General features: G+C 68.0%; 12 protein-coding genes and 1 riboswitch. Of the genes, 10 read left to right on the top strand and 2 right to left on the bottom strand.

All coding sequences use genetic code 11. The features are described 5' to 3' along the window. Positions 1–65: 65 nt before the first annotated feature. The 5 genes from QFZ61_RS09035 (at position 66) to QFZ61_RS16955 (ending at position 6,333) form a co-directional block, all read left to right on the top strand. On the top strand, positions 66–3,863 hold the full coding sequence (locus QFZ61_RS09035; protein WP_307035282.1) for a multifunctional oxoglutarate decarboxylase/oxoglutarate dehydrogenase thiamine pyrophosphate-binding subunit/dihydrolipoyllysine-residue succinyltransferase subunit: 3,798 nt from the start codon (positions 66–68) through the stop codon (positions 3,861–3,863). 128 nt (positions 3,864–3,991) lie between these two features. Then, positions 3,992–4,591, top strand: coding sequence for a GDSL-type esterase/lipase family protein (locus tag QFZ61_RS09030; protein WP_307035280.1), 600 nt, complete (start codon positions 3,992–3,994; stop codon positions 4,589–4,591). A 121-nt stretch (positions 4,592–4,712) separates the two neighbouring features. Further along, entirely contained in the window at positions 4,713–5,540 is an 828-nt protein-coding gene (locus QFZ61_RS09025) for a DUF4097 family beta strand repeat-containing protein (protein WP_307035278.1), read from the top strand. Beyond that, the gene (locus QFZ61_RS09020) at positions 5,540–6,151 is read left to right on the top strand and encodes a PadR family transcriptional regulator (RefSeq protein ID WP_307035276.1); all 612 of its coding nucleotides are present in this window, start codon (positions 5,540–5,542) and stop codon (positions 6,149–6,151) included. Before QFZ61_RS09025 ends, QFZ61_RS09020 begins: the two co-directional genes overlap by 1 nt. A gap of 107 nt (positions 6,152–6,258) precedes the next feature. Beyond that, a complete protein-coding gene (locus QFZ61_RS16955) occupies positions 6,259–6,333 on the top strand; it encodes a 50S ribosomal protein bL37 (RefSeq protein ID WP_369299106.1) in 75 nt (24 codons plus the stop codon). Between the two features lie 85 nt (positions 6,334–6,418). Here QFZ61_RS16955 and rsrA read toward each other — a convergent pair whose 3' ends face one another. Both rsrA and QFZ61_RS09010 read right to left on the bottom strand, forming a co-directional pair. Then, positions 6,419–6,691, bottom strand: a complete 273-nt coding sequence (gene rsrA / locus QFZ61_RS09015; protein ID WP_307035274.1) for a mycothiol system anti-sigma-R factor — start codon at positions 6,689–6,691, stop codon at positions 6,419–6,421. Beyond that, entirely contained in the window at positions 6,688–7,473 is a 786-nt protein-coding gene (locus tag QFZ61_RS09010; protein WP_373427145.1) for a sigma-70 family RNA polymerase sigma factor, read from the bottom strand. The genes rsrA and QFZ61_RS09010 overlap by 4 nt, the downstream gene beginning before the upstream one ends. Positions 7,474–7,721: 248 nt before the next feature. Between QFZ61_RS09010 and QFZ61_RS09005 the strand changes: the two genes are divergently transcribed. From QFZ61_RS09005 to QFZ61_RS08985, 5 genes are all read left to right on the top strand, one after another. Then, positions 7,722–8,303 carry a DoxX family protein gene (locus QFZ61_RS09005; RefSeq protein WP_307035271.1) on the top strand — a complete coding sequence of 194 codons (582 nt, stop codon included), beginning with the start codon at positions 7,722–7,724 and terminating at the stop codon, positions 8,301–8,303. A gap of 7 nt (positions 8,304–8,310) precedes the next feature. Beyond that, positions 8,311–9,723 (top strand): 3-phosphoshikimate 1-carboxyvinyltransferase, encoded by a 1,413-nt coding sequence (aroA, locus tag QFZ61_RS09000; RefSeq protein ID WP_307035269.1) that lies wholly within the window; start codon positions 8,311–8,313, stop codon positions 9,721–9,723. Next, positions 9,707–10,822, top strand: coding sequence for a ribosome small subunit-dependent GTPase A (locus QFZ61_RS08995; protein WP_307035267.1), 1,116 nt, complete (start codon positions 9,707–9,709; stop codon positions 10,820–10,822). Before aroA ends, QFZ61_RS08995 begins: the two co-directional genes overlap by 17 nt. Positions 10,823–10,890: 68 nt before the next feature. After that, complete coding sequence (hisN, locus tag QFZ61_RS08990) at positions 10,891–11,703, top strand: histidinol-phosphatase (protein ID WP_307035266.1); 813 nt, start codon at positions 10,891–10,893, stop codon at positions 11,701–11,703. 86 nt (positions 11,704–11,789) lie between these two features. Next, positions 11,790–11,902, top strand: a riboswitch (SAM riboswitch). 33 nt (positions 11,903–11,935) lie between these two features. Further along, positions 11,936–13,327, top strand: coding sequence for an aminotransferase class V-fold PLP-dependent enzyme (locus QFZ61_RS08985; RefSeq protein WP_307035264.1), 1,392 nt, complete (start codon positions 11,936–11,938; stop codon positions 13,325–13,327). Positions 13,328–13,337 lie beyond the last annotated feature (10 nt).

Here is a 13,337-nt window from a genome sequence, read left to right as displayed (position 1 = left end):
GATTGACGTGCTGCGGCACCGTGGAAACCAGCGGGATTCAAACTCATGGAAGAGGCGTATTTCAAGTGCCAGAGCAGCCTAGCCACCGTCTACCCGAGGAATTTGGCGGAAACGAGTGGCTCGTTGACGAACTGTACGAGCGGTACCAGCAGGACAAGAACACGGTAGACGCCAAGTGGTGGCCGCTTTTCGAGTCCTTCGACGCCAGCGACAGTTCCTCGACCAACGGCGCCTCGGCAACAGCCGCCGCGCACCCCGCCACCCGCGAGCTACCGGTCGTCGCACCTGCCGCAGCCTCCCCGGCACCTGCCGCGTCTCCGGCGGCGCCCGCTCCCGCCGCAACGCCTGCACCCGCTTCCGCCGCAGCGCAGAAGGCCCCGGCCACCGTCGCCCGCGACGGCTCCAAGACCGCTGAACCGGGCGCCGGCACGCAGCCCATCCCGGCCCAGCTGCCCAAAAACATGAAGGCTCCCACCGCCCCGGAGGAAGACGTCGTCGCCGTCCTGCGCGGACCGGCGAAGGCCATTGCCGCGAACATGGTCACCAGCCTCGAAGTGCCCACCGCGACCAGTGTCCGCGCGATCCCGGCCAAGCTGCTGATCGACAACCGCGTGGTCATCAACTCCAACCTCGCCCGCGCCCGCGGCGGCAAGGTCTCCTTCACGCACCTGATCGGCTACGCCGTCATCCGCGCTCTGGCCCAGTTCCCCTCGATGAACGTCTACTATGACGTCGTCGACGGCAAGCCCGTCGCCGTCCAGCCGGCCCACGTGAACTTCGGCATCGCCATCGACATGCCCAAGCCCGACGGCACCCGCCTGCTCATGGTCCCGAACATCAAGAAGGCGGAGACCCTCAACTTCTCCGAGTTCTGGCACACCTACGAGGACCTGATCAAGCGCGCCCGCAACGGCAAACTGACCGCTGACGACCACGCCGGCACCACGGTCTCGCTGACCAACCCGGGCGGCATCGGCACCGTCCACTCGGTCCCCCGCCTCTCCAAGGGCCAGGCGGCCATCATCGGTGTCGGCGCACTCGACTACCCGGCGGAGTTCCAGGGCGCCAGCGAGAAGATCCTGGCGCACAACGCCATCAGCAAAGTCCTGACACTGACCTCCACGTACGACCACCGCGTCATCCAGGGCGCCGGCAGCGGCGAGTTCCTCAAGCTGGTCCACCAGCTCCTGCTCGGCGCGCAGAACTTCTACGACGAGATCTTCGAGTCGCTGCGCATCCCGTACGAGCCCGTACGCTGGAGCCCCGACCTGCAGGTCGACCCGGCGGACGAGATCAACAAGGTCGCCCGGATCCAGCAGCTCATCCACTCCTTCCGGGTCCGCGGCCACCTCATGGCGGACACCGATCCGCTCGAGTACGTCCAGCGCAAGCACCCCGACCTCGACGTCCTCACCTACGGCCTGACCCTGTGGGACCTGGACCGCGAGTGGCCCACCGGCGGCTTCGGCGGCAAGCCGATGCTGAAGTTCCGCGACATCCTCGGCGTGCTCCGCGACGCGTACTGCCGCACCACCGGCATCGAGTACATGCACATCCAGGATCCTGCCGAACGCAAGTGGTTCCAGGACCAGCTGGAGCACCCCTACTCCAAGCCCAGCCGCGATGAGCAGCTCCGGATCGTCTCCAAGCTCAACGCCGCCGAGGCATTCGAAACCTTCCTGCAGACCAAGTTCGTCGGCCAGAAGCGCTTCTCACTGGAGGGCGGCGAGTCCCTGATCCCGCTGCTGGACGCCATCATCTCCGACGCCGCCGACGACGGCCTGGACGAAGTGGCGATCGGCATGGCCCACCGCGGCCGCCTGAACGTGCTCACCAACATCGCCGGCAAGACCTACGCCCAGGTCTTCCGCGAATTCGAGGGCACCCAGGACCCGCGCTCCGTCCAGGGCTCGGGCGACGTGAAGTACCACCTCGGCACCGAGGGCACTTTCACCTCCGACAACGGCAACGAGACCAAGGTCTACCTCGCCGCGAACCCCTCGCACCTCGAAGCCGTGGACTCCGTCCTCGAAGGCATCGTCCGCGCCAAGCAGGACCGCCTGGACCAGGGCGAAGCCTTCCCGGTGCTGCCCATCATGGTGCACGGCGACGCGGCCTTCGCCGGCCAGGGCGTCGTCGCGGAAACCCTGAACCTCTCGCAGCTGCGCGGCTACCGCACCGGCGGCACCATCCACGTCGTGGTCAACAACCAGGTCGGTTTCACCACCGCGCCCTCGTCCTCGCGTTCCTCCACCTACTCCACCGACGTCGCGAAGATGATCCAGGCGCCCGTGTTCCACGTGAACGGCGACGACCCGGAAGCGGTGGTCCGGATCGGCCAGCTCGCCTACGAGTTCCGCCAGCGGTTCCACAAGGACGTCGTCATCGACATGGTGTGCTACCGCCGCCGCGGGCACAACGAGGGCGATGATCCCTCGATGACCCAGCCGCTGATGTACAACCTGATCGAGGCCAAGCGTTCGGTCCGGAAGCTTTACACCGAGTCGCTGATCGGCCGCGGGGACATTACCGAGGAAGAAGCCGAGCAGCTGCTCCGCGACTACCAGGAACGCCTGGAGCGGGTCTTCGCGGAAACCCACGCCGCACAGACGTCCCCGATCCCGGTCATCAACGCCGCCACCGGCGCGGTGTCCGATCTGGAACTGCCCTCCTCGCAGCAGGCCGACACGGCCAGTGGTGCGCCCAAGTCCACCGCGATTTCCGCCGAAACGCTGGCCCGGATCGGCAAGGCGCACATCGAGTTCCCCGACGGCTTCACGGTCCACGCCAAACTCAAGCAGCTGCTGGAGAAGCGTGAACTGATGTCCCGTGAAGGCGGCATCGACTGGGGCTTCGGCGAGCTCGCGGCCTTCGGCTCGCTCACCATGGAAGGCGTCCCCGTCCGGCTCGCCGGCCAGGACTCGCGCCGCGGCACCTTCGTGCAGCGCCACGCCGTCTTCCACGACCGCGCCAACGGCGATGAGTGGATGCCACTGGCCAACCTCACCGAGGACCAGGCCAAGCTGTGGATCTACGACTCGCTGCTGTCCGAATACGCGGCGATGGGCTTCGAGTACGGCTACTCGGTCGAACGCCCGGACGCCCTGGTGCTGTGGGAAGCGCAGTTCGGTGACTTCGTCAACGGCGCGCAGACCATCATCGACGAGTTCATCTCCTCGGCGGAACAGAAGTGGGGCCAGCGTTCCTCGCTGGTGCTGATGCTGCCGCACGGTTACGAAGGCCAAGGCCCGGACCACTCGTCGGCACGCATCGAGCGTTTCCTCCAGCTGTGCGCCGAAGAGAACATGATCGTGGCCAACCCCACGACGCCGGCCTCGCACTTCCATCTGCTCCGCCGCCAGGCGTACAACCGGCCGCGCAAGCCGCTGATCATCTTCACCCCTAAGCAGCTGCTGCGGCTCAAGGCTGCCGCGTCCTCGGTGGAGGATTTCACCACGGGTACCTTCCTGCCGGTCATCCCCGAGCACGAAAAGCTGCAGGCCGACGCCGTCGAACGGGTGCTGCTGGTCTCCGGCCGCCTGTACTACGACCTGCTGTCCACCCGGCAGAAGACCGGGGACACCACGACGGCGATCCTCCGGGTCGAGCAGCTCTACCCGCTGCCCGCCGCCGAGATCGCCGCCGAACTGGCCAAGTACCCTAACGCCGACGTGGTCTGGGCCCAGGACGAACCCGCCAACCAGGGTCCGTGGCCGTTCATCGGGCTGAACCTGCCGGACGCGCTGGACCGCCGGGTGCGCCTGGTGTCCCGGCCCGCCTCGGCTTCCACCGCCGCGGGATCGATGAAGCGCCACGCAGCCGAGCAGGACGCCCTGCTCAAGCAGGCATTCGCACGTAAGTAAGGCCAGGCTGCCCGGCCGGGAGTGGAACACCACATCTCCGGCCGGGCAGCTTTGTTTAACGCAGCCGGACCCACCGGGCACCGCCCCGAAAAAAGTCCGGACACCGCACAGGGAGTAAAGAGGTAGTCGTGGAAGATCGGAAGCTGCGGATTGCAGCCGTTGGAGATGAACTGCTGGCCGGTCTAGGCGACCCCCGGGCGCTGGGCTGGCTGGGACGGGTGTTGGCCCGCACGCCGCAGGACGGGTTGGCCCTGGAAAGCTACTCGCTGCCCTGTCCGCAGGAAGGCACCGAAGGCCTGGCCGAGCGTTGGCTGGGCGAGGCCGGGCGGCGGTTTGCCCCGCGGCACGAGAACCGTTTGGTCATCGGGCTCTCCGGGCGCGACATCGAGTTCGGCCTGTCCACGGCCCGCAGCCGGTTGAACCTGGCCAACATCCTGGATTCCGCGTCGCAGAACAAGATTGAAGTCTTCGTCGTCGGCCCCCCGCCGACGCTGGATCCGGCGCAGAACCGCCGACTCGGCGAGCTCAACACGGCCTTCGCCGATGTCACCACCCGCCGCAAGCACCTGTACGTCGACACCTTCTCCCCGCTGCTGAACCACGAGCAGTGGCGCCAGGACCTGGCCGCCAACGGCGGAACCCCCGGGCAGGCCGGCTACGGCCTGATGGCCTGGCTCGTGCTGCACCGCGGCTGGTTCCAGTGGCTGAAGCTTGACGCCCCCGAGTGAGGAGCAATTCGCGATATATCTTGACCATCCCGGAGCGCCGTTATACCGTGGTTCCATAGTCGCGATATATCGCAAGCGGGGACGCGGGCGGAATCGCATCGTCCCAGGCTGAAGAGGAACCATGGAACAACACTCCTGGACCGTCACCGGTCCCCAGACCATCGACGTCGACGGCGTCCGCTCACTCAAGCTCGGCATCATCCGGGGCCGCTTCGACATCGTCACGCACGGCGAAGAGGTGGCACGGATCGAGGTCTCCGAGCTCGACGGCGATCCGCTGGCGGTCAGCCTCACCGACGGCCGGCTTGAGGTGCGGCACCAGCTGCACGGCCCGCAGGGCTGGTTCAAGAACCTCATGGGAACGGTCAACAACAACTCCAGCAACTCGGTCGTCGTCAGCATCGCCCTCCCGGCCGGCGTCGACGTCGAAGCAGGCACCGTGAGCGGCGACGGCATGGTGTCCGGCCTGACCGGCCACACCCGGCTCAACACTGTCTCCGGCTCTGTCCTGGCCGACGGCACCGCCGGTGAACTCGGGGTGAGCACCGTCAGCGGCGAGGTGATCGCGCGGAACCACCACGGCGTGCTGACAGCCAAGAGCGTCTCCGGCGAGGTGACCGCGTCCGGGGACTTCAGCAACATCCGCGCCAACACCGTCAGCGGCGACCTGAGCTTCGACCTGCACGGCTTTACCCAGGACTTCGGCGCCAACTCCGTCTCCGGCGACGTCACCGTCCGGCTGCCGCACGATATCGGCGTGGACATCATCGCCAAGTCCGCCAGCGGCGCCGTCGTGATCGACGACCAGAAGTATGCCCAGCCCGGCGGGACCGTCCAGACGATCGCCGGACCCGACGCCAAACTCATGCTGGTCCGGACCAATTCGGTCTCGGGAAAGACCTCGATCTTCCACAGCCAGCAAAACCCGGACACCGAAGCCGGGCTCTGATGGCGCCCGTGTTCGCCCACGGCGCGCTACGGCTGTACCTGCTCGCCCTGCTGGAACCGGGCCCCAAGCACGGCTACGAGCTGATCAAGGCGCTCAGTGACCGCTTCGGCGGCACCTACTCCCCCAGCGCCGGAACCATCTACCCCAGACTGGCCAAGCTCGAGGAAGAAGGGCTCGTAGCCACCAGCACCGAGGGCCGGCGCACGAACTACAGCATCACCGAAGCCGGGCTGGTGGAGCTCGACCGCCGGCGCGAGGAACTGGCCGGAGTGGAGAAGGACATCTCCGCCTCGGTCCGCCGGCTCGCCGACCAGTTGCGGCAGGACATCCGGGTCAACATGCAGGGCCTGCGCGCCGACCTGGCCGCAACGGCCGAAGCCGCCCGTTCCACCGCGCGCAGTGCCACCTCCCCGGCGGGGGCGCGGCACTCCAAGGACAGCGACCGCAGGCTCCGGGAAGCCGAGATGCTGGTCCAGTCCTTCCGCGACGATATCCGGGTGGAGCTGCGCCGGCACGCCGGTGCACGGCCGGTCACTGCGGTCACCCTGGAGACCGTCAAGACAGTCCTTGACCAGGCGCGCATCTCGATCCGGAACTCGCTGGAGAGCTGAGCGGCACTCCGGTTGGGTGTTCATCCGCAGCCCGGTTCGCGGCCGGTCCGCTGATGTGGGAGACTTGAGGGCAGCTCTTTTGAGTACCAAGATTAAGGAGGCCAGCTATGAGCAAACGTGCACGTAAACGTCGTGACCGTAAGCGTGGCGGCGCGAACCACGGTAAGCGCCCCAACACCTAAGCCACGGCTAGGATTGACAGCTTAGAGCAAAGACCCCGGAAACCTCACGGTTCCGGGGTCTTTCGCTGTGCCGAGGGAGCGGACTCTAGGCGTCCGCGTCGGCCTCAACCGGGCGGGCCGAATGGATCCGCTCCAGGATCGAGTTTTTCAGGTTCTCCGGCGCGGCTTCCGTGCAGGAGCGCTTGACCATCGCCCGGATGACGCATTCAAGATCGTACTGCTCGTGGCACTCCGGGCATTCGTCCAGGTGGTCCTTGATTTCGGCGATATCGTCGTGCGTCAAGGCGCCGTCGAGATACTCGTAGATGCGCTGCATGCGGGTGTCATCGCAGTCGCCCAGTCCCTGGCAGTCGCTCATTTCCTGTTCTCCTGATTCGTGCCTTCAGCCGCTGCGGCGGAATCGCCGGCGGCCTTGAATCCCCGCTCGGACGCGTAGTCGGCCAGCATGTCCCGCAGCATTCTCCTGCCACGGTGCAGCCGGGACATCACGGTCCCGATGGGGGTGTTCATAATCTCTGAAATTTCCTTGTAGGCGAAGCCCTCGACGTCGGCGAAGTAAACCGCCAGCCGGAACTCCTCCGGGATCGATTGCAGCGCCCGTTTGACGTCCGAGTCCGGCAGGTGGTCCAGCGCCTCGGTCTCAGCCGAGCGCAGTCCCGTGGAGGTGTGCGACCCGGCCCGGGCCAACTGCCAGTCCTCGATGGTGTCCGAGTTCGACTGCAGCGGCTCGCGCTGGCGTTTCCGGTAGAGGTTGATGTACGTGTTGGTCAGAATCCGGTACAGCCAGGCCTTGAGGTTGGTCCCGGGCTTGTACTGGTGAAAAGCGGAAAACGCCTTCGTGTAGGCCTCCTGGACCAGGTCCTCGGCGTCCGCCGGGTTCCGCGCCATCCGCATGGCCGCGGAGTACAGCTGGTCCACGTACTGCATGGCGTCCCGCTCAAAGCGGACGCGCCGGTCCTCGGTGCTCTCGGCGTCGGTGTCCAGCGGTTCGCCGGAACCGTCAGCCGCCACCGTTTCCACGGCCGCGCGCTCCGCGACGGCTTCTTCCGCGGCCGTGGCCTCTCCGGCTGTGGCTGATGGGGTGTCGTCGTTTCCGGCGACCTCGTGCTTGGCCGCAACGGCCGGATCCATGGTGCTCATTGCGTGCAAGTCTACTGTCACGTTCCGGCGGGTGACCGAAGTTCCCGTCAGGGCCTGTGCCCACGGGTTTGCACTGGCTGCTTCAAGCAGCCCGGGTTCTCTGACCAGGATCAAACTGCCGCCTTCCTGCACTCGCTGTCGGACTACCAGCACAACCCCGGGTGACGGGCAAATATTCCGCAAAAGTGCAAGACTAGAACCGGTTCCCCCGCACAGCGCCCGCGGTTCATCCAACCAGGAGGAAATTCATGTCGTTTGTCCGCTTTCTCGCCCGTCCCATGCTCGCCTCCAGTTTCGTCCTCGCAGGCATGGACAAGCTGCGAAATGCGGATGACACTGCCACCCAGCTCTCTCCGCTGTTGAGCCGGGCGGCTGACGCTCTTCCCTTCCAGACCAATGAAAAAACCCTGGCCCGCGTTCTGGGCGGCACCCAGGTCAGCGCCGGCGTCCTCCTCGCCCTTGGCAAGTTCTCCCGGCTCTCGGCCACGGTGCTGGCAGTGATCTCGGCGCTCAACGGCTACGTCGAATGGCGCAGCGCGGACACCAGCTCCAAGGAGGGCCGCGACTCCCGCCGCAAGCAGCTGCTGAAAAACGTTTCGCTCACCGGCGGCGTGCTGCTGGCCGCCGTCGACACCGCAGGCAAGCCGGGCCTGGCCTGGCGCGCCGAACACCTCGCCGCCGACGCCCGCAAGACCACGGCGCACCTCGCGGCCGACGCGCGCAAGACCACCGCGCACCTCGCCGCCGACGCCCGCAAGACCACCGGCAAGAAGCTCAAGAAGGCCGACAAGGCCGTCCGCAAAGCCGTGGATAGCGCCGTCGGAGCCTAAGACGGTAATGACTGGCATCTCCTCCGCCGCCGCAGCCCCTTCCTTTCCGGCCGACGGCGGTCCGCATTGGCGTGCGCCGTTCGCCGGCCGTCCCGTCGACGCCACGGTTACGGTCCCCGGCTCCAAATCGCTGACCAACCGGTACCTGGTGCTGGCCGCCCTCGCGGACGGTCCCTCCCGGCTACGGGCTCCGCTGCACTCGCGCGATTCGGTCCTGATGATCGAGGCGCTTCGGCAACTGGGCGCCACCATCACCGAGGTGCCCGGCGACGGCGCCTACGGCCCGGACCTGGAGATCCTCCCGATAGCCGAAGGTGCCGCGGGCACGCCGGCGCCGGAGACGGCAATCGACTGCGGTTTGGCCGGAACGGTGATGCGGTTCGTACCGCCGGTGGCCGCGCTGCGCCGCGGCAGGGCATTGTTCGACGGCGACCCGCACGCCCGCCAGCGCCCGATGGACACCATAATCGGCGCGCTGGCGGGCCTCGGCGTCGCGGTCAGCGCTCCCGACGGCGGTCCGGCGTCCTCGTTGCCGTTCGCCGTCGAAGGCTCCGGCGAAGTCCGGGGCGGGCACCTGGTCATCGATGCCAGCGCATCGTCGCAGTTTGTTTCGGCCCTGTTGCTGGCCGGGGCGCGTTTCACCGAGGGACTCCACCTCGAGCACCGCAGCAAGGACGACACCGGGCGGTCCGTCCCCAGCCTGGACCACATCCACATGACGATCGCCGTGCTGCGCAGCGTGGGCGTGCAGGTGGATGACTCCGCGCCTAACCACTGGACCGTTTCCCCCGGCCCCATCGCGGCCTTCGACCGCAGAATCGAGCAGGATCTTTCCAACGCAGGTCCCTTCCTGGCGGCGGCCCTTGCCACCGGCGGAACCGTCCGCATCCCCGGCTGGCCAGCCGAAACCACCCAGGTGGGCGACCTCTGGCGCAGCATCCTCACCGCCATGGGGGCCACTGTCACGCTCGAATGCGGCACCCTGACCGTCACCGGCGGCCCGGCCATCCACGGCGGAACCTTCGCAGACACCAGCGAACTTGCCCCTACGGTGGCGGCGCTGTGTGCGCTGGCCGCCGAGCCTTCACGGCTCACCGGCATCGCCCATCTGCGCGGACACGAAACCGACCGGCTCGCGGCCCTGGTCACCGAAATCAACCGCCTCGGCGGCGACGCCGAAGAAACTGCCGACGGCCTCATCATCCGGCCAGCCAAACTGCACGCCGGTGTGGTGCGCAGCTACGCCGACCACCGGATGGCCACCGCCGGGGCCATCCTTGGCCTGGCCGTCCCCGGCGTCGAAGTCGAAGACATCGGCACTACGGCCAAGACCATGCCCGAGTTCCCGCGCATGTGGGCGGCGATGCTCGGCCAAGGCAGCACTTCACAGAAGGATGTTGCCGGTGGCCCGCAGCACTGACTCCTGGGACGAGTCCGACGTCCGGATCCGTCCCAACAAGAAGGGCTCCCGCCCCCGCACCAAGGACCGGCCCGCGCACGACGACGCCGTAACCGGGCGGATCGTCACGGTGGACCGTGGCCGGTACACTGCCGTCGTGGGCGAGGGCACCGGCACGGAGCGGACCGTGATCGCGGCACGGGCCCGCGAACTGCGCCGCAACCCCGTGGTCGCCGGGGACTTTGTCTCCCTCGTCGGCGACGTGACCGGCGAGGCCGACACGCTGGCCCGGCTGGTCAAAATCCAGGACCGGCGGACCCTGCTGCGGCGCAGCGCGGATGACACGGACCCGATTGAGCGCGCCGTCGTGGCTAACGCCGACCAGCTCGTCGTCGTCGTGGCGGCCGCCAACCCCGAACCGCGCACGGGCTTCATCGACCGCGCCCTGGTGGCCGCGTACGATGCCGGCATCGAACCGCTGCTGCTGGTCACCAAGGCCGACGTGAAGGATCCTGCCGAACTGCTCGCCAACTACCAGCACCTTGATTTCCCGGTCATCATTTCGAAGACCGCGGACTCCGCCGCGTCCGGCATCGATGCCCGCTCCGACGACGGGCTCTCCGCCCGGCTGGACAAGGCCGCGGTCTCGCAGCTGAGGGCCCACCTCGACGGAAAGGTCACCGTCATGCTGGGCCACTCCGGCGTCGGCAAGTCCACTATGGTGAATGCCCTCACCGGAGCCGAGCGGGCCACCGGCGGCGTCAACGCGGTCACCGGCCGGGGCCGCCACACCTCCTCGTCGGCGCTGGCCCTGAAGGTCAACGCGGCGCCGCCCGGAAGCTGGATCATCGACACCCCCGGCATCCGTTCCTTCGGGCTGGCCCACGTGGACCCGGACCGGATCCTGCGCTCCTTCCCAGACCTGGCGCCCGGCACCGAAGACTGCGAGCGTGGCTGCAAGCACGACGCATCCGCCGTCAACTGCGGAGTCGACGCGTGGGTCTCGGCCGGCCACGCAGGCCCCTCCGGCCCCGCCCGGCTCGCGTCGCTGCGGCGTCTGCTCGGAACCGATCCGCGGATGGAAGCGCCGGAAACGAAGGAACTCGGCAGCGTCTCCTGAGAGCCTCTCCCCGCCCGCAGCGACGTGGCCTCCCCGTCCGCAAGGCGTTTTGACGGTAGTTTGGACCCATGAGTCAACCCGCTTCAAGCTACAACGATGACCTGCGCCTTGCCCACGTATTGGCGGACTCGGTCGATTCCCAGACCATGAACCGCTTCAAGGCGCTCGACCTTCGGATCGAAACGAAGCCTGACCTGACCCCTGTCACCGACGCAGACAAGGCCGCCGAAGAAGCCATCCGCGGCCAACTGTCCCGATCCCGTCCCCGCGACGCTGTCCTGGGCGAGGAGTTCGGCAGTTCCGGCCACGGCTCGCGCCGCTGGATCATCGACCCCATCGACGGGACCAAGAACTTCGTCCGTGGCGTCCCGGTCTGGGCCACGTTGATCGCGCTTGTCGACGAAGGCGAGCCCGTCGTCGGCGTCGTCAGCGCCCCGGCCCTGGGCAAACGCTGGTGGGCGGCCAAAGGCGCCGGCGCCTACATGGGCCGCTCCCTGGCCGCCGCGACACGGCTGAAGGTTTCCAACGTGTCCGAACTGTCGGACGCCTCGCTGTCCTATTCAAGCCTGGGCGGCTGGAAGCAGCGCGGCAACCTCGACGAGTTCCTCGGGCTCACCGAAGAAGTCTGGCGTACCCGCGCCTACGGTGACTTCTGGTCCTACTGCCTGGTGGCCGAAGGCGCCGTCGACATTGCCTGCGAGCCGGAACTGAACCTGTACGACATGGCTGCCCTGGTCCCGATCGTCACCGAGGCCGGCGGCCGTTTCACCTCGCTCGAGGGCGAGGACGGGCCTTTCGGCGGCAACGCGCTGGCCACCAACTCCATCCTGCACTCCGAAGTCCTCAAGCGGCTCAACCCGGGCCTCGACGACCTCCTCTAGGCGCTCTCACGCCGGGCGGCGTAACACAACGCTTGATATTGCGGTTCGCCTTTCGGTGCGTCCGGAGGTGTCCTAGGCTCGAAACAGGTCACGAGTGCCAGCGCTAAACCCCGGTTTGCTGGCCGGCAACCCTCCATTCGCGGCGGGGTGCCCCGGGTGACGACCTGGCCGGTCCGGAGCGGACCGGCAAGCGCGGATCCCTTGGAACGGGGTCCTTTTCGAGCGAGGTCCCATGACGACTACCACTTTTCCTCCCCGTCCCGCCGTTGCCGGCCGCCGGCCGCTGTCCGCGGTGTCCGGCGCGGACATCCTGGCCCCGCTGATCCAGGGCGGCCAGGTCCGTTACGCGCATCTGGATTACGCCGCGTCAGCTCCCGCGCTGTCCGTGGTGTCCGCCTACGTGAATGAGATCCTGCCGTACTACGCCAGCGTGCACCGCGGCGCCGGGTACGCCTCCCAAGTGAGCACCTCGGTGTACGAGAACGCCCGGAGCATCGTCCGCGGGTTCGTCGGCGGACGCCCTGATGACGCAGTGATCTTCACCCGGAATACCACCGACGCACTGAACCTGCTGGCCGGCTGCCTTCCTGCCGGCGGGGGACAGCCCACCGGTGAGGTGCTGTATCTGGACATCGAACACCACGCCAACCTGCTGCCGTGGCAGAACGTGCCGCACCGGGGCGTGGTCGCGGCACCGACGCTGGCCGGAACGCTGGCGCGGCTCCAGGCGGAGCTGGCGTCCGGCGGCGTAAGCCTGCTGGCCGTCACCGGCGCGTCCAACGTCACCGGCGAGGTGCTGCCGGTCCGCGAGCTGGCGGTCCTGGCGCACGCATACGGCGCCCGGATTGCCGTCGACGCCGCCCAACTGGCCCCGCACCGGCGCATCAATATCGCCGCCGACGGGGTGGACTATCTCGCCTTCTCCGGCCACAAGCTCTACGCCCCGTTCGGCGCGGGAGTGCTGGTGGGCCGGCCCGACTGGCTCGACGCCGGCACCCCGCACCTCGCCGGCGGCGGCGCCGTCCGGGACGCCCGGCTTGAGACCGTCAACTGGACCACGGGGCCCGCCCGCCATGAAGGAGGATCGCCGAACGTCCTCGGCGCCGCCGCGCTGGCCCGCGCTACGCAGGTGATCGCAGCCCTCGACGAGCAGCAATGGCACGACCACGAGGATGCCATCCGATCCTTCCTCGTCGAGGGGCTGCAACAGATCGACGGCGTCAAGGTGCACACCATTTTCGAGGACTCCGCCCTCCCGGGCGGCCCCGGGAGCATCGGCGTCGTGAATTTCTCGGTAGCCGGGTATGACGCGGGCCTGGTAGCCGCCTATCTGTCCGCCGAGCACGGCGTCGGCCTGCGCGACGGCCGCTTCTGCGCGCACCCGCTGCTGAAGCGGCTGGGCCTGCCGGCGGGTTCGCTGCGGGCCAGTTTCGGCCTGGGCTCCCGGCTGGGGGACGCCGAGCGGCTGCTCGCCGGGCTCGAGGAGCTGCGGCGGAACGGCCTGGGCTCGGACTATGTCGTGGCTGCCGGCCGCTGGGTGCCTGCCAACGACACCCGCAGCTACCCGCACTGGGCCCCCAACACACCGGGCACCGCCGGGGCTGCACCCTGCATTCTGGACTGACGCCGCTGCC

The sequence above is a fragment of the Arthrobacter sp. B3I4 genome (assembly GCF_030816855.1).
GTDB lineage: Bacteria > Actinomycetota > Actinomycetes > Actinomycetales > Micrococcaceae > Arthrobacter.
The sequence above is the reverse complement of the archived record's forward strand: the minus strand, read 5'-3'. Positions and strand labels throughout refer to the sequence as shown.

Bases quoted from the DNA above. Each gene is read 5' to 3' on its own strand.
- QFZ61_RS09025 (WP_307035278.1), top strand. From the start codon at position 4,713: ATGGAACAACACTCCTGGACCGTCACCGGTCCCCAGACCATCGACGTC.
- QFZ61_RS09020 (WP_307035276.1), top strand. From the start codon at position 5,540: ATGGCGCCCGTGTTCGCCCACGGCGCGCTACGGCTGTACCTGCTCGCC.
- rsrA (WP_307035274.1), bottom strand. From the start codon at position 6,691: ATGAGCGACTGCCAGGGACTGGGCGACTGCGATGACACCCGCATGCAG.
- QFZ61_RS09010 (WP_373427145.1), bottom strand. From the start codon at position 7,473: ATGAGCACCATGGATCCGGCCGTTGCGGCCAAGCACGAGGTCGCCGGA.
- QFZ61_RS09005 (WP_307035271.1), top strand. From the start codon at position 7,722: ATGTCGTTTGTCCGCTTTCTCGCCCGTCCCATGCTCGCCTCCAGTTTC.
- aroA (WP_307035269.1), top strand. From the start codon at position 8,311: ATGACTGGCATCTCCTCCGCCGCCGCAGCCCCTTCCTTTCCGGCCGAC.
- hisN (WP_307035266.1), top strand. From the start codon at position 10,891: ATGAGTCAACCCGCTTCAAGCTACAACGATGACCTGCGCCTTGCCCAC.
- QFZ61_RS08985 (WP_307035264.1), top strand. From the start codon at position 11,936: ATGACGACTACCACTTTTCCTCCCCGTCCCGCCGTTGCCGGCCGCCGG.